At 64.1% G+C, this 14581-nt stretch carries 16 protein-coding genes; 13 read left to right on the top strand and 3 right to left on the bottom strand.

The window, feature by feature from the left end:
- Positions 1-188: 188 nt before the first annotated feature.
- The 12 genes from ABIV12_RS06630 (at position 189) to ABIV12_RS06575 (ending at position 11387) form a co-directional block, all read left to right on the top strand.
- A complete protein-coding gene (locus tag ABIV12_RS06630) occupies positions 189-818 on the top strand; it encodes a hypothetical protein (protein ID WP_348057510.1) in 630 nt (209 codons plus the stop codon).
- A 60-nt stretch (positions 819-878) separates the two neighbouring features.
- Positions 879-1436 carry a cob(I)yrinic acid a,c-diamide adenosyltransferase gene (locus tag ABIV12_RS06625; protein WP_348057508.1) on the top strand — a complete coding sequence of 186 codons (558 nt, stop codon included), beginning with the start codon at positions 879-881 and terminating at the stop codon, positions 1434-1436.
- A 72-nt stretch (positions 1437-1508) separates the two neighbouring features.
- On the top strand, positions 1509-2432 hold the full coding sequence (locus ABIV12_RS06620) for a histone deacetylase family protein (protein ID WP_348057506.1): 924 nt from the start codon (positions 1509-1511) through the stop codon (positions 2430-2432).
- 103 nt (positions 2433-2535) lie between these two features.
- On the top strand, positions 2536-2712 hold the full coding sequence (locus ABIV12_RS06615) for a hypothetical protein (RefSeq protein ID WP_348057501.1): 177 nt from the start codon (positions 2536-2538) through the stop codon (positions 2710-2712).
- 153 nt (positions 2713-2865) lie between these two features.
- The gene (locus tag ABIV12_RS06610) at positions 2866-3411 is read left to right on the top strand and encodes a hypothetical protein (RefSeq protein ID WP_348057499.1); all 546 of its coding nucleotides are present in this window, start codon (positions 2866-2868) and stop codon (positions 3409-3411) included.
- Positions 3412-3559: 148 nt separating this feature from the next.
- The gene (locus ABIV12_RS06605; protein WP_348057497.1) at positions 3560-4120 is read left to right on the top strand and encodes a hypothetical protein; all 561 of its coding nucleotides are present in this window, start codon (positions 3560-3562) and stop codon (positions 4118-4120) included.
- 119 nt (positions 4121-4239) lie between these two features.
- Complete coding sequence (lptD, locus tag ABIV12_RS06600; RefSeq protein WP_348057495.1) at positions 4240-6615, top strand: LPS assembly protein LptD; 2376 nt, start codon at positions 4240-4242, stop codon at positions 6613-6615.
- Between the two features lie 65 nt (positions 6616-6680).
- Positions 6681-8006: a peptidylprolyl isomerase gene (locus ABIV12_RS06595; RefSeq protein WP_348057493.1), complete on the top strand. Its 1326-nt coding sequence runs from the start codon at positions 6681-6683 to the stop codon at positions 8004-8006.
- A 23-nt stretch (positions 8007-8029) separates the two neighbouring features.
- Entirely contained in the window at positions 8030-9067 is a 1038-nt protein-coding gene (pdxA, locus tag ABIV12_RS06590; protein ID WP_348057492.1) for a 4-hydroxythreonine-4-phosphate dehydrogenase PdxA, read from the top strand.
- Between the two features lie 200 nt (positions 9068-9267).
- Positions 9268-10083 (top strand): 16S rRNA (adenine(1518)-N(6)/adenine(1519)-N(6))-dimethyltransferase RsmA, encoded by an 816-nt coding sequence (gene rsmA / locus ABIV12_RS06585; RefSeq protein ID WP_348057491.1) that lies wholly within the window; start codon positions 9268-9270, stop codon positions 10081-10083.
- Positions 10084-10155: 72 nt separating this feature from the next.
- Positions 10156-10539, top strand: a complete 384-nt coding sequence (gene apaG / locus ABIV12_RS06580; RefSeq protein ID WP_348057489.1) for a Co2+/Mg2+ efflux protein ApaG — start codon at positions 10156-10158, stop codon at positions 10537-10539.
- Positions 10539-11387, top strand: coding sequence for a symmetrical bis(5'-nucleosyl)-tetraphosphatase (locus ABIV12_RS06575; RefSeq protein WP_348057487.1), 849 nt, complete (start codon positions 10539-10541; stop codon positions 11385-11387). Before apaG ends, ABIV12_RS06575 begins: the two co-directional genes overlap by 1 nt.
- 392 nt (positions 11388-11779) lie before the next feature.
- Here the strand turns inward: ABIV12_RS06575 and ABIV12_RS06570 are convergent, their stop codons facing one another.
- The 3 genes from ABIV12_RS06570 to lgt form a co-directional block, all read right to left on the bottom strand.
- Entirely contained in the window at positions 11780-12283 is a 504-nt protein-coding gene (locus ABIV12_RS06570; RefSeq protein WP_348057485.1) for a dihydrofolate reductase, read from the bottom strand.
- Between the two features lie 66 nt (positions 12284-12349).
- Positions 12350-13144 carry a thymidylate synthase gene (locus ABIV12_RS06565; protein ID WP_348057483.1) on the bottom strand — a complete coding sequence of 265 codons (795 nt, stop codon included), beginning with the start codon at positions 13142-13144 and terminating at the stop codon, positions 12350-12352.
- 44 nt (positions 13145-13188) lie between these two features.
- Positions 13189-14079, bottom strand: coding sequence for a prolipoprotein diacylglyceryl transferase (lgt, locus tag ABIV12_RS06560; RefSeq protein WP_348057481.1), 891 nt, complete (start codon positions 14077-14079; stop codon positions 13189-13191).
- A 187-nt stretch (positions 14080-14266) separates the two neighbouring features.
- Here lgt and ABIV12_RS06555 point away from each other — a divergent pair.
- The coding region (locus ABIV12_RS06555; protein ID WP_348057479.1) for a carboxypeptidase-like regulatory domain-containing protein at positions 14267-14581 on the top strand (315 nt) is incomplete at its 3' end.

The following is a 14581-nucleotide window of genomic DNA, read 5'->3' as shown; positions in this document are numbered from 1 at the left end:
GCCAGCGCGACGCGCAGCCCCGCGCCATCAAGCGCGATCGCAAGGCTGGCGCCAACGAGGCCGCCACCGATGATAAGGACATCGAAAGAGTCGTTCACTGCGCGATGATAACCGGCCTTCCAACGATCCGGGCCGCGTCGAAGTGGCGCTTCGGCTAAACTTGGCGCCTGCCCGACCGGAACCGACCCATGACGACCGCGACTCCTTCCGCCTCCTCGCCAGCCATGCGCGCCGGCATTTTCATCCTGCTCGCTTTGGTCATGCTCGCGACGCGGATGAATCATTTCGGAGCAGTGCCGGACGCCTCGTGGGCGGTCTTTTTCGTGGCGGGGTTTTATTTGCGCGGTTCGGTGCGCTGGGCGTTTCCGCTGCTGATGGCGCTGGCCGTGCTGATCGATTTCTTCGTGATCACCGGGCAGGGCATGAATTTCTGGAGCCACTACTGCGTGTCCATCGCGTACTGGTTCCTGGTGCCGAGCTATGCCGCGATGTGGCTCGGCGGATCGCTGTTGCGCAAGGTCTACACCGGTTTGCATCCGCGCGAGCTGGGCGCGCTGGTCGTGCTTGCACTCGTCGCAACGACCGCCTGCTATCTGGTTTCGAACGGCAGCTTCTACTGGCTGAGCCAGAGCTGGATCGGTGCAAACGCGCCGGCACGCAGCGTCGGTGGCTGGATGACGAATCTCGGCGACTGGTATCTGCCCTATCTGCGCACGACGCTGATGTACGTTGGAATCGCCACTGTGACGCATGTGCTGGCGGTGCTGGGTGCCGGTGTGCTCGCAAGCGGCGGCAGCCAGCAAATTGCGCAGCGCTGAGCGTCGCGGATCCCTTCCGAATCGACTCCTCGACCGCATCGAAAACCCGGCGCCATTCTCGTGGGCAATCGACTTTCCAAGATCTACACACGCACCGGCGACGACGGCAGCACCGGCCTCGGTGACGGCTCGCGCGTGGCGAAGGATTCTGCGCGCGTCAGCGCATACGGCACCGTCGACGAACTCAACAGCACGATCGGCGTGGTGCTTGCCTGCGAGGTGTCCGCGCCGATCCGCGAGGCGCTCACGCAGATCCAGCACGACCTGTTCGATCTTGGCGGCGAGCTGTGCATTCCCGGCATGGCGATGGTGCACGCGGGCGATATCGATCGGCTCGAACAGCTGCTTGACGGGTTCAACGATCCGCTGCCGCCGTTGAAGGATTTCATCCTGCCCGGCGGCGGCATGGCCGCTGCACAGTGCCATGTCGCACGCACCGTGTGCCGCCGTGCGGAGCGCGAGACCGTCACGCTTGCGCGGCACGAAACGGTACGCGAGGAGGCGACGCGCTATCTCAACCGCCTGTCCGACCTGCTGTTCGTGATCGCACGCGTGCTCGCGCGCGAATCGGGACATGGCGAAGTGGTGTGGCAGCATGAGCGGCGCAAGAAGTCCTGAGCAGCGTCGCATGCACGCCCTCGGACGTCACTGCATTCGCCCGATCATCTCAACTGAACCCGGCTGCCCGCGATGACTGTTTCGATTTACACGCACGTGCGCTGCCTCGACCACGACCCGGGCGCGGATCATCCGGAATCGCCGGCGCGCCTCGCGGCCGTGCTCGACGCGCTTGCTGATCCGCGCTACGCCGGCGTCGAGCGGATCGAAGCGCCGCGCGCACTTCGCGAACAACTGGCGCGCGTCCATCGCAGCGAGATGATCGACGTGATCCTCACGCAGGAGCCGCAGTCGGGATTCCATCGTCTGGATGCGGACACCGTGATGTCGCCGGGTTCCGCCGAAGCGGCGTTGCGCGCCGCCGGTGCGGTGTGCGCGGCAGTCGACGCCGCGATCGACGGGCGCCGACGGCGTGCATTCTGCGCCGTGCGGCCACCAGGCCACCACGCGACCCCGTCTGTGCCGATGGGCTTCTGCCTTTTCAACAGCGTCGCGGTGGGCGCCGCGCATGCGCTGGTTCAGCACGGCCTCGCACGCGTTGCGATCGTCGATTTCGACGTGCACCACGGCAACGGCACGCAGGACATCTTCTGGAATGACGCCCGCGTGATGTACGCCTCGTCGCACCAGTCGCCGCTGTATCCCGGAACCGGCGCGCGCGGCGAAACCGGCGCAGGCAATATCGTCAATGCACCGCTGTCCGCGGGATCCGGCTCCGCGGAGTTCCGTCAGGCCTACGAAACCATCGTGTTGCCCGCGCTGGAGGCGTTTGCGCCGCAACTGGTGATGATCTCGGCCGGTTTTGACGCGCACCGGCTCGATCCACTCGCAAGCCTGCAGCTGACGGGTGACGATTACGCGTGGGTGACTGCGAGGCTGGTCGAACTCGCTGACCGCCACGCGCTCGGTCGCATCGTGTCCAGCCTCGAAGGGGGCTACAGCCTCGAAGGCCTGCGCGAAGCGACACTGGCGCATGTGGACGCGCTGTCGCGCTGACGTCGGGCCGTGGACCGCGCTGGATGTTCCAGCAGGGGCGGGAACGATGCATTCACCCATTCAGAGCTGACCGCGCTGGTTTTTCGGCGAGGCCGGCAACCAGATGGTCGATGTCTCCGCAGTCGACGACATCGCCTATGGGCTGGTCAGCGACCTCGACGGTGCGCATTTCTGGGCGGTCGGAACCGCGGCGCCGGGCGCTACTGCGCAGGACTTTCTCGCGATCGAGTTTGGCCTGCCGGACACCATTTTCCGGGACAGCTACGAAATCCTGCCTTGATCACGGCGTCGACCTTCAGACCTTGCGCCGCGGCTTCGGCAGCAATTTGCGCCACTGCGGCGCATAATTATCCGGTACGACCCACGGAACGGGATGCGCCGGCAAATGGCCGGCCCAGGGTGGGCGAGTGCAGTCGACGAGGTCAACGTCATCATGAACGCCATTCTGTTGCGTCGAAGGGCGCGTAAATTCTCCATTGCACGCGCGCGCTCCATTGCGGCGATTTTCGCGTTGTCGGTCTGCGCATCCGCGCCGATCATCCTCGCACCAGTCGCTGCCTCCGCGCAGACCTGTGATGCTCCGGTGCAGTTGCCGTTGTCGCCTGCCCGGCCCTCCGCAGCTGCGTGGACGTGTGCGGAACCGGCCGGACTCCCGCTCTGTCGCGGTACCGCCACGACGACGAGCCCTTCGGCGGTGTTCAAGCTGACGATCGGCGCCGGCAACACAGCATCGTTGATGGCCATCGACACGACAGGCCAGATGGACCCCCAACTTTATTTGACCGGCCCCGGATGTGGCGGGCGCGCGTGCATCCAGGGTGCCGGCTTCCTTCCGTTGCACGATGTGGCTCCGGGCGATTACTCGCTGATCGTCACCGCGTCGGAGATCGACGCTGCCGGTTCGTGTGGGGATGTCACGTTGTTTCTCGACGGAGATCTCGCCCCGGTCGATCGTGTGTTTTTCGACGGGTTCGATTAGCGGCGCGGTTGCGCCAGTTCCGACCGACGAGCGACCTCCCAGCTGGATGGCGCTTCGGACAGCATTGCATCCGCGACGGCGGGCGACGTGGCGCATGTCGCTGCCGCTTGCCGTATGAGTCGCATGAGTCCTCAGCAAGGAGAGCCCCATGACCCGCAAGGCAGCAATCCCCACCCAATCCGGAATCCGCTCTGCGGGCGAAGCGCTCCGCCGCGGCAAAACTCGTGTGATTGGCACTGCGCTGGCAGTGCTCGTCGCCGCCGCAACGCTTCCGCTGCCCGTGCACGCGCAGACATGCACAGCACCCGACACGCTCGCATTGGTGTCCGGCGGCCCTCCACTGTCGTTCACGACGTGCGGCAGTGAACCGCCTGGCCTCCACCTGTGCAACGGCCAGTTCACCACGGTCGGACCGAGCCACATTTTCAATGTCTTCGTCACACAGCGAAGCACGTACGTGCTGACCCTTGGCGGCGGCGGCGCGGCGGGGTTTGGTCCACGCATGTATCTCGTCGGCGGCTCGACGTGTCAATCCGGCGATTGCGTCACGAGCACCGACTCGCTGTCGCTGCACGACCAGCCAACGGGACCGTATCTGCTGTATGTGACGGCCGAGCAGGACAACGCGCCAGGCAGCTGCGGCGGGTTCAGTCTGTCCCTCACAGGGGAGCCCGCCAGCGACGTCATCTTCCAGAACGGATTCGACTGAGTCTGCCCGCGCCAGGATCGTTGCCGGACGCCGCGAGCACTTCAGCGCGCGCGGTGTTTGCCGACCGGTGACGCTTGCGGCAAGCTAGCGGGCCTAGCGTTCTGAAAGAAGCCGGCCCCGTGCGATCGATCCCCACCACGTTTCCCGGCCGGCACCTGCTCGCCCTTGCCGTCTCCAATGCATTGCTGCTTCTCGCTTTTTCGTCCGCGGTACATGCGGCGGAGACGGCCGATGCGGCCAGTCCAGCATGTCCGGTCGGCATTCTCAAATGTCCGAAGAAGCCGGTCAGCTGGGCGATGTGCGGCAAGAACGACCTGCTCGACTTCTATGTGCCCGGGCTTCCGACCGACGGAGAACGCAGCAAGTCGCCTCGCAATGCAGAAGCGCAGAAGGTCTCGAGTCCCGACGATGCGCATTTCGTCCTCGAAGGCGATGCGAAGATCACGCAGCTCGACTTGTTCGTGCACGCCGACCGCATCACCTACGACAAGGAAACAACCGACTACAGCGCAACCGGCCACGTGACCTATCAGGATCGCGGGCTGCTGATGTCGTCCGACAAGGCGAACGGCAACGCGGATCTCGACCAGTGCACGCTCGACAACGTGCGTTACCAGTTGCTGGGCCAGCGCGGCAACGGCGTCGCCACCGTCGTGATCATGGACGACCCGGATCACGCGCGTCTGAAGAATGCGACGTTTTCGACCTGCGACATCGGCAACCAGCAGTGGGCATTCAGTGCGCGCGACATGGATCTCGACCGCGCCGAAGGCATTGCCCGCGCGCACCACGTGACGTTCCGCATCCACGACGTCCCGGTGTTCTGGCTGCCATACGCCAGCTTTTCGACCGACGGGCGCCGCAAGAGCGGGTTTCTGTTCCCGAGCGTCGGCTATACCGACCGCCGCGGTTTCGACCTGACGATTCCGTATTACCTCAATCTCGCACCGAACTACGATGCAACGCTGTTCCCGCGCCTGATGACCGAGCGCGGTGTGATGCTCGGCGGCGAGTTCCGCTGGCTGACCGACAGCAGCAAGGGAACGTTCAACGCCGAATGGATCCCGCACGACCGACAGGTCGACGAAGAGCAACGCGACTACGCCACCTCGTTGCCGCAAAGCCGCTGGTGGTACCGGCTCGAGGACACCACCGCGTTCAGCCCGAACTGGGCAGCCAGCGTCGACCTCAACCGGGTGTCGGACGATCGCTACTTCGAGGATTTCGGTCGCGGCCTCTACAGCTCGGCGGTCAGCTTCCTGCCATCAAGCGCGTACCTCAATGGGCGTGGCAGCTGGTGGTCGGCGAGCATCGGCGGCGACGAGTACCAGATCACCGACCCAACCCTGTCGGACGAGTACGAACCGTACCGGCGCCTTCCGCGTGCGACGTTCACCGCTGACCATCCGGTACTCGGCGACCTCAGCGCGGGAATCAACTCCGAGTTCGTTGCGTTCTCCAAGGACGACGCGATCGAAGGCCAGCGGCTGGACCTCTTTCCGTATCTCGCCTACCCGATCGAGACCGCGTCGTATTTCGTGCGTCCACAGCTCGGCTACCGCCTCACCACCTACAACATCGAACATCGCGACGAGGCGAACAATCCGCTGCTGACGGGCGACCATCCCGATCGCGGGGTTCCGATCTTCAGTCTCGACACCGGACTGGTCTTCGAGCGCGAACTGACATTCGGCGATGAGGCCTGGACGCAGACGTTCGAGCCGCGCGCGTACTACCTGCGCGTGCCGTACCGCGACCAGACCGATCTCCCGGTGTTCGACACCCAGGAAATTCCCTTCAGCTTCGGCGAACTCTTCCGCAGCAACCGCTTCGTCGGAGCCGACCGGCAGATGGACGCGAACAACCTGTCGCTCGCAATGACCACGCGGTTCCTGGAAAACGCGAGTGGCGAGGAACGCATCTCCGCAAGCATTGGCGAGATCCGTTACTTCGACGACCAGCGCGTGCAAGTTCCGAACGCTCCGCTCACCGATTTCGGAGGCTCCGCGTACGCCGGCGAGATTGACTTGCATCTGTCGGATCGCTGGCGCGTCGTTCTCGACCAGCAGTGGAACCCGAACACGCACCAGACCGACCTTTCAACCTTCACGCTGCAGAACCGCTTCGGCGACAACGGCATCTTCAATGCCTCGTATCGCTACCGTCGCGATTTCCTCGAACAGGTCGACCTCTCGGCGGCAGTGCCGATCACCCCGAGCTGGCGGGTGATCGCACGCGAGAACTACGCGTTGAACGATCCACTCGCGCTGCCGACCGATCCGCGCGGCAGGGACGGGCGCACGCTCGAGCGTTTCATCGGGATCGAGCACGACACCTGTTGCATCGCGTGGCGCGTGATCGCGCGGCACTGGATCCACAACGTCGAAGGCGAAGCCGACAACGCGCTGTACTTCGAACTCGAATTCAAGGGCATCGGCTCGTTCGGCCAGAAGACGGACACCTTCCTGCGCCGTGGTATCCTTGGCTATCAATGAGTTGTGAAACTCGCGGCCCCTTTGCCGGTCTCAAGGGGCTGACCGCACGAATCTCCGGAACCTCCATGAAGCCAATTCTCGTTGCCCTTTCCCTGGCGCTGCTTGTCCCCGTGACGTCGCTCCGCGTGCACGCGCAGGCGGCGACGCCGCCGCAACCGCTCGATCGCATCGTGGCGGTGGTGGATGAGGACGTGGTGCTGGAGAGCGAACTCGATCGCGACATCGCGCGCGTCACCGCGCAGTTTGCGAAGAATCCGCAGCAGTTGCCTCCACGCGATGTACTGCAGAAGCAGATTCTCGATCGACTGGTCCTGCAGAAGTTGCAGGTTGCCCGCGCAGACTCGACCGGGGTCAAGGTGTCCGATGCCGAAGTCGACCAGGCCCTCGCCAACATCGCTCAGCAGAACAAGATGGAGGTCAGCCAGTTGCGCGGCGCAATTGCCAGCCAGGGCATGGACTACGACCAGTTCCGCAAGGGCGTGCGCGAGCAGCTGATCGTGACACGCCTGCGCCAGCGCGTTGCACAGAGTCGCGTGCACGTCAGTGATGCGGAGATCGACAGCCTGATCAAGAACGGCAATGTGAATCGCGGGCAGATCCACCTCGGATACATCGTCATCAACGTGCCGGACGGGGCGACTCCCGAACAGGTCGACGTGGCGCATGCAAAGGCGGAGGAAGCGAAAAAGCAGATCGACGGCGGAATGGATTTCGCGGCTGCGGCGATCCGCTACTCGAACGCCGAAAACGCGCTGCAGGGCGGCGATCTCGGCTGGCGTCCGCGCGACGAGCTGCCGCCCGCGCTGGTCGATGTCGCGGACAAGCTGGCTGAAGGCGCGGTTTCGGCGCCGGTGCGCGGCCCCAATGGCTTCCATCTCATCAAGCTGATCGGCAAACGCGAGGCAGGTGGCGAGCAAATGGTCACCGAGATGCATGCGCGCCACATTCTCGTGCGCATCACCGAACTGGTGTCGAGCGAGCAGGCGCAGAAGACGGCGGCGGCGGCGCGCCAGCGCATCGTCGCTGGCGAGGACTTCGAAAAGGCGGCGAAGGAATCGTCGGACGATGAAACCACCGCGTTGCTCGGTGGCGACCTGGGCTGGTTCTCCGGCGATGCGTATGGCTCCGTGGTGGGCAAGACGCTGCAAGCAATGAAGAAAGGCGAGATTTCGCAGCCGTTCCAGACGGACGCGGGCTGGCACGTGGTCCAGTTGGTCGACACGCGCAACACCGACAAATCGACCGAAATGGAACGCGACCAGGCGAAGAGCGTGTTGTTCCAGCGCAAGGCCGAGGACGAATACGACGCCTTCCTGCGCCAGCTGCGCAGCGAAGCATTCGTTGACATCCGTTTGCCGGGTACCGGCCCGGCGACGACGCCGGCGTCCTGATCGACGACGCGGCTGCGTCGTCGATGATCGATTCGGTTGCGCCACTTCCGCGGCTCGCGCTCACGTCTGGCGAGCCTGCAGGCATCGGACCCGAACTCATCGTCAAGCTCGCAGGCAGTGGGATCGCCGCCGACCTGATCGCAATCGTCGACCCCGACCTGCTCGATGCCGCCGCGCGTGCCGCGGGTATCGACCTGCATCACACTCCGTACGAGCCCGCTGCGCCAATCCGCTCACGCGCCGCGGGCGAGCTTCGAGTCATCGGCATTCCCCTGCGCGTTCCGGTTCTGCCGGGAGAACTCGATGCGCGCAATGCGTCGTATGTGCTCGATACGCTTGCTCGCGCGGCCGACGGAGCGGGCAGTGGCGAATTCGATGCAATCGTCACCGCGCCCGTGCACAAGGGCGTGATCAACGACGCCGGCATTGCGTTTACCGGACACACCGAGTTCTTCGCGCAGCGCGCGCAGTGCGATGTCGTGATGATGCTCACCGCGCCCGCCGGTGGACGCGTAACCGCGCAGGGCACCGCCGCGCTGCGCGTCGCCCTTGCAACCACGCACCTCCCGCTCGCGCGCGTACCGGCGGCGATCACGCACGAGGGACTCGCGCGGACACTGCGCATCCTCTGCAACGATCTCGTCGGACATTTCGGCATCGCCCATCCGCGCATCGCCGTGCTCGGTCTCAACCCGCATGCCGGTGAGGGCGGACACCTCGGTCGCGAGGAGATCGACGAGATCGCACCGGCGATCGCGCAGCTGCGCGCCGAGGGTTTCGACGTGCACGGTCCGATTCCGGCCGACACGGCGTTCGTGCCGATCCAGCTGCAGCGTTACGACGCGGTGCTTGCGATGTACCACGACCAGGGCCTGCCCGTGCTCAAGCACGCGGGGTTCGGCCACGCGGTCAACGTGACGCTCGGCCTGCCGTACATCCGCACCTCGGTCGATCACGGCACCGCCCTCGATATCGCTGGCGGCGATCGTGCGGATCCTGGCAGCCTGATTGCTGCGACAACACTCGCAATCGAACTGGCTCGGCATCGCAAACGTCTCTAGGCTGGCGCGCCTGCGCGGCGCTTGCAGGATCGGACGTGCTGCGGAACTGGTTTCTCGTCCGTCGAGCGCTTCCTGCGTTGACGGGAAGAGCACCCCCTTCCAGCTGCCGCCACCTTCCCGCGCTGCGCAGGGGAAAGACTCCGACGTCGATGCGCTGCAGGTTGTCGGCCGGATCCCACCTCATCCGCTACGATGCGCGCATGCACGACGACCGTCACATCCACAAAAAACGATTCGGCCAGCACTTCCTCCACGACGCGGACATCCTGCGTCGCATCGTTCAGGCGATCGGACCGAAACCGGGCGACCGCCTGGTCGAGATCGGCCCGGGCGACGGCGCACTGACGATTCCGCTGCTGCGCGCGCTCGGCGCGTTGACGGTGATCGAACTGGATCGCGACCTGATTCCCCGTCTTCATTCCGCGGCGCAAGGGATTGGTGAGCTCGACATCGTCAACGCAGACGTGCTCGGTGTCGACCTCACCGCGTTGGCGAACGGTGCGCGACTGCGTGTGGTTGGAAACCTGCCCTACAACATTTCCTCACCGATCCTGTTCCACTGCCTCGATCATCTCGATGCGATCAGCGACATGCATTTCATGCTGCAGAAGGAAGTCGTCGAGCGCATGGCGGCCGCGCCGGGCAGCAAGGTCTATGGACGTCTGTCGGTGATGTTGCAGCTCGCCTGTCGCGTCGAGCCATTGCTCGGCGTTCCCCCCGGCGCGTTCCGGCCACCGCCGAAGGTCGATTCCGCGGTGGTGCGCATGACACCGCTGCCAACGGAACAGCGACCCGTCGTCGATCGACAGGTCATCGCGCGCGTCGTCCGCCACGCCTTCGGTCAGCGCCGCAAGACTCTCGGCAACGCACTGAATGAAGTCATGTCCCCCGAACACATTGTCGCGGCCGGCGTTGATCCGCGGACACGCGCCGAACAATTGACGCCGCAGGAATTCGTCCGGCTTGCGGCAATCGTCTGCGAATCCAGTGCATCCGCCGAGCCGTTCCTCACGTGACCCGCGATCGTCCTCTGGCGCTGCGCAATCTTTGCGCTTGCCCGAAGCGGCTGCGTCCCTGAAAATCGCACCATGAGCGGCAAGAAGCCTTACGACATCACCATTTCGGTCGATACCCGGTTCCTCGACGACCAGTCGGCACCGACGGACAACCGGTATGCGTTCGCCTACACCATCACGATCGCCAACCACGGCACGATTGGCGCACGGCTGCTGTCGCGCCATTGGGTCATCACCGATGGCAACGGCAAGGTCAGCGAGGTGCAAGGCGACGGCGTCGTCGGCGAGCAGCCCTGGGTGCGGCCAGGAGACGACTACGAGTACACCTCGGGCGCCGTGCTGGAGACTTCCCTCGGCACGATGCGCGGCAGCTATCAGATGATTGCCGACGACGGCACGCATTTCGACGCGCACATTCCCGCGTTTGTGCTGTCGACTCCGCGGACGCTCCACTGATGGCCACCTGGGCGATCGGTGACATCCAGGGGTGCCAGGACGAACTGACCAGGCTGATCGACAAGCTCCGCCTCGATCCTGTCACCGATACGTTGTGGTTCTGTGGCGATCTGGTCAATCGCGGCGGCCAGTCGCTGGCCGTGTTGCGGCTGATCAAGTCGCTCGGCCCGAAAACCGTCGTCGCGCTCGGCAACCATGACCTCTCGCTGCTCGCCATCGCCGAGCGCAAACGCGAAGACCAGCAGCGCGTCAACCCGGAACTTCGCGAGATCCTGTTCGCCCCGGACCGCGACGAGATCCTTGCATGGCTGCGCCAGCAGAACCTGCTGCATGTCGACCGGTCGCTCGACTTCGCAATGGTGCACGCCGGTCTGTTCCCGCGCTGGACGATCGAGCAGGCGCTCGAAGCGGCTCGCGAGATCGAGGACAAGCTGCGCAGCGAAGGCTATCGTCGACTGATGAAGCAGCTGTTCGGCAACAAGCCGGATTTGTGGACGCCGAAGCTGCGCGGGATCGACCGCTGGCGCGCCGGCATCAACGTGTTCACACGGATGCGCTACTGCGACGTGCGCGGCCGCATCGGTTTCACCGACAAGGGCGCGCCCGGCACGCAACGTCCCGGTCTGTATCCGTGGTACGAAGTGCCGGGACAGATCCGCCGCGACATCCGCGTCGTCTGCGGTCACTGGTCGACCCTTGGTCGATTCGCGGGCCTCGGCGTGCACGCGATCGACACCGGCTGCGTATGGGGTGGATCGCTGACCGCGATGCGCCTCGACAGCGAGGAGCCCGAGTACGTCTCGATCAAATCGGATCGCAAGCCGCTCGTGGGCAAAGAGCAGGACTAAGCGGCTTGGCGGCGATGCCGCTGAAGTTGCCGGGCTGCCTGGCTGCACGGGATGGACCGCGTCGCACTTGAACAGCGATGACCGCACTCACCAGCGACAGGAAGAACGATTCCGACAGCTTCCCTTCGTTCCCTTCGTTCCCTTCGTTCCCTTCGTTCCTTTCGCGACCTTCGCGGTCAACGCTCTCGCGTCTTGGAGTGCGCCGTTCAAGAACGATTTTCCTTCCCCTGCGCACCGGGGGAAGGCGCCCGGAGGGCGGAAGGGGGCGCTCTTCGTGGGAGCGAAGAATCAAGAGCGCCGCCTTCCGGCTTCGCCACCTTCCGCCTCTGAGCAGGGAAAGGAAATGCAGAGCCTGTCCCTGCGCAGTCGATCTCTCGCCTGCACGAGCAGCGTCAGCGGCGATGCGTCCCTTCGATGCGCACGTAGTCGACGAAGGTCATCGGAAATGCGTGCCGCGCATCCGCAGGCCGCTTCTCACGCGATGTCTCCGTCCACTCGCGCGCATCGAACTGTGGAAAAAACGCATCGGCGCGTTCGACCGCGGCATCGACCCAAGTGAGATTCATGTGGGTCGCGCGCTCCAGCGCGAGCGCATAGACCTCTCCGCCGCCGATCACCGCAAGGTCGTCGTCGTCGGCGCATGCGATCGCGGCATCCAGCGAATTGACTGCGATCTGATCTGCAAACGGCGCGACATCGGCGCGCGTGAGAACCAGGTTCAACCGACCCGGCAACGGTCGACCAATCGCCAGCGCGGTCTTTCGTCCCATCAGCACCGGCTTTCCGAGGGTCAATGCCTTGAAACGCTTCAGATCGTCCGGCAGGTGCCACGGCATCGCGCCATTACGGCCGATGGCGTGATTGCGGTCGAGCGCGGCGATCAGACTGATCTTCATTCGTGGATTCTGACTGTCGATTGCGCCGCTGTCAGCGCGGTCGGACCGCACGGGACTGCCTCTTCACTACACCGCGACCGGCGCCTTGATGGCTGGATCCGGGTCGTAGCCGGCAATCGCGACGTCCTCGAAACGGAAATCAAACAGCGACCGCACCTGTGTGTTCAGCACGAGAGTCGGCAGCGGCTTCGGCGTGCGGCCAAGCTGCTCGCGCGCCTGCTCGAAGTGGTTCGAGTAGAGGTGTGCATCGCCGAGCGTGTGCACGAAGTCACCGACGCCGAGACCACACACCTGCGCAACCATCTGCGTCAGCAGCGCGTAGCTCGCGATATTGAATGGAACGCCAAGGAAGATGTCGCCCGAACGCTGATAGAGCTGACAGGACAGCTTTCCGTTGGCAACGTAGAACTGGAACATCGTGTGGCAGGGCTGCAATGCCATCTTCGGCAGATCCGCGACGTTCCACGCGCTGACGATCAGGCGACGTGAATCGGGATTGCGACGGATTTCGTCGACGACCCACGCCATCTGGTCGACGACGCGCCCGTCCGGGCACGTCCACGACCGCCACTGATGGCCGTAGACCGGACCGAGGTCGCCATTCGCGTCGGCCCACTCGTCCCAGATCCGCACGCCGTTCTCGCTCAGATAACCGATGTTCGTGTCACCGCGCAGGAACCAGATCAGCTCATGCACGATCGATTTGAGATGCAGCTTCTTCGTCGTGACCAGCGGAAATCCCCGCGCCAGATCGAATCGCATCTGCCATCCGAACACGCTGCGCGTTCCCGTCCCGGTGCGGTCGGCTTTTTCGGTCCCGCTTTCGAGGACGTGCTTGAGTAAATCCAGGTATTGATGCATATCCGGCAGTTCGTGGGAGCGGCTTCAGCCGCGATGCCTGTCCATCAGATGCTGGAGGACGCCGCAGCGGGGATCGGTGTCGCGACAGCGGCAGTCGGTGAACGCCTCGAAAGCACCAGCAGGAACACGCCGATCGCGATCAGCGGCAACGACAGGATTTGTCCCATCGTCAGCCAGTCGAACGCGAGATAGCCAAGTTGCACATCGGGAACGCGCACGAACTCGACGACGAAGCGGAAGATTCCGTACAGCAGCGCGAACAGCCCGGACACCGCGTAGCGCGGACGTGGCTTGCGCGAGTAGAACCACAGCACCGCGAACAGCACCACGCCCTCCAGCGCGAACTCGTACAGCTGCGATGGATGACGGGCGTACGCGTCCAGCTGACCCGCCGCGGCCATCTCGCGCAGCTGATCGATCATGGCGTTCGGAGGATTTTCAACGCCGGTCGGAAAGATCATTCCCCACGGCGCGCTGGTCAAACGGCCCCACAGTTCGCCATTGATGAAGTTGCCGAGTCGTCCGAGACCCAGACCGATCGGCACCAGCGGCGCGACGAAATCGATCGCGTCGAAAAAGTTGACTGCGTGGCGCCGCGTCCAGATCAAGCCGGCGGCAAGAACGCCCAGCAATCCGCCATGAAAGGACATGCCGCCTTCCCAGATGCGGAACAGCAGGAGAGGGTTTCGAAGGAAATTGCCGGTGTCGTAGAACAGCATGTAGCCGACGCGCCCGCCGACGATGACGCCCATCATCATGTAAAAGCACAGGTCCGAAAACTGGTCGTGCGTGACCGGCAGCCGTCCTGCCGCGCGGCGCCGCTGGCCCAGCCACCAGGCGCCACCGAATCCAAGCAGGTACATGATGCCGTACCAGTGGATCTGGATCGGGCCGAGGGAAAAGACGATCGGATTGATGTCGACGAAGTAATGCATTGCGAGGCAGCCTGGATATCCATTGACGTGGGTCCACTGGCGCCGACGACCCGGGACTGAAGTGAAGGATCAGCCGCTGATGCGACGATCGTTCACTTGCCGATCATAACGGTTGGGCGCAGCGACCGGGGTAGTGCCATGGATGTGGCAAACTGCGCGCGGATGCGCCTTGGACATTGGAGTCACCATGAGCGGTAGCCGTATTGCGGCCCAGAGCCTGACGGTGTTTTCCGGTCTGCTGCTGTTTGCAAGCAGTCATGCGAACACGATTTCGGGGCGAGTGACCGCGATATCCTCGGGAGCTCCGATCTTCCAGGCCCACGTCAATTTATTGCGGAATGATGTTGTCGTCGTCTCCTCACAAACGGCGAGCGATGGTCGCTACTCCCTCGAATACGAAAATCCGACTGCAGGCGACGCATTTTCAGTGGACGCAGGGGCGTTTCTGTTTCTGGATGAGAGTCAGGCGATCGATCCCTCTCAGGCCTCCATCCATTTTGAC

Source organism: Dokdonella sp., from assembly GCF_039926425.1.
GTDB lineage: Bacteria > Pseudomonadota > Gammaproteobacteria > Xanthomonadales > Rhodanobacteraceae > Dokdonella_A.
The sequence above is the reverse complement of the archived record's forward strand: the minus strand, read 5'-3'. Positions and strand labels throughout refer to the sequence as shown.

Coding starts and splice junctions, on each gene's coding strand:
- ABIV12_RS06630 (WP_348057510.1), top strand. CDS start 189: ATGACGACCGCGACTCCTTCCGCCTCCTCGCCAGCCATGCGCGCCGGC.
- ABIV12_RS06620 (WP_348057506.1), top strand. CDS start 1,509: ATGACTGTTTCGATTTACACGCACGTGCGCTGCCTCGACCACGACCCG.
- ABIV12_RS06615 (WP_348057501.1), top strand. CDS start 2,536: ATGGTCGATGTCTCCGCAGTCGACGACATCGCCTATGGGCTGGTCAGC.
- ABIV12_RS06610 (WP_348057499.1), top strand. CDS start 2,866: ATGAACGCCATTCTGTTGCGTCGAAGGGCGCGTAAATTCTCCATTGCA.
- ABIV12_RS06605 (WP_348057497.1), top strand. CDS start 3,560: ATGACCCGCAAGGCAGCAATCCCCACCCAATCCGGAATCCGCTCTGCG.
- ABIV12_RS06595 (WP_348057493.1), top strand. CDS start 6,681: ATGAAGCCAATTCTCGTTGCCCTTTCCCTGGCGCTGCTTGTCCCCGTG.
- pdxA (WP_348057492.1), top strand. CDS start 8,030: ATGATCGATTCGGTTGCGCCACTTCCGCGGCTCGCGCTCACGTCTGGC.
- rsmA (WP_348057491.1), top strand. CDS start 9,268: ATGCACGACGACCGTCACATCCACAAAAAACGATTCGGCCAGCACTTC.
- apaG (WP_348057489.1), top strand. CDS start 10,156: ATGAGCGGCAAGAAGCCTTACGACATCACCATTTCGGTCGATACCCGG.
- ABIV12_RS06575 (WP_348057487.1), top strand. CDS start 10,539: ATGGCCACCTGGGCGATCGGTGACATCCAGGGGTGCCAGGACGAACTG.
- ABIV12_RS06570 (WP_348057485.1), bottom strand. CDS start 12,283: ATGAAGATCAGTCTGATCGCCGCGCTCGACCGCAATCACGCCATCGGC.
- ABIV12_RS06565 (WP_348057483.1), bottom strand. CDS start 13,144: ATGCATCAATACCTGGATTTACTCAAGCACGTCCTCGAAAGCGGGACC.
- lgt (WP_348057481.1), bottom strand. CDS start 14,079: ATGCATTACTTCGTCGACATCAATCCGATCGTCTTTTCCCTCGGCCCG.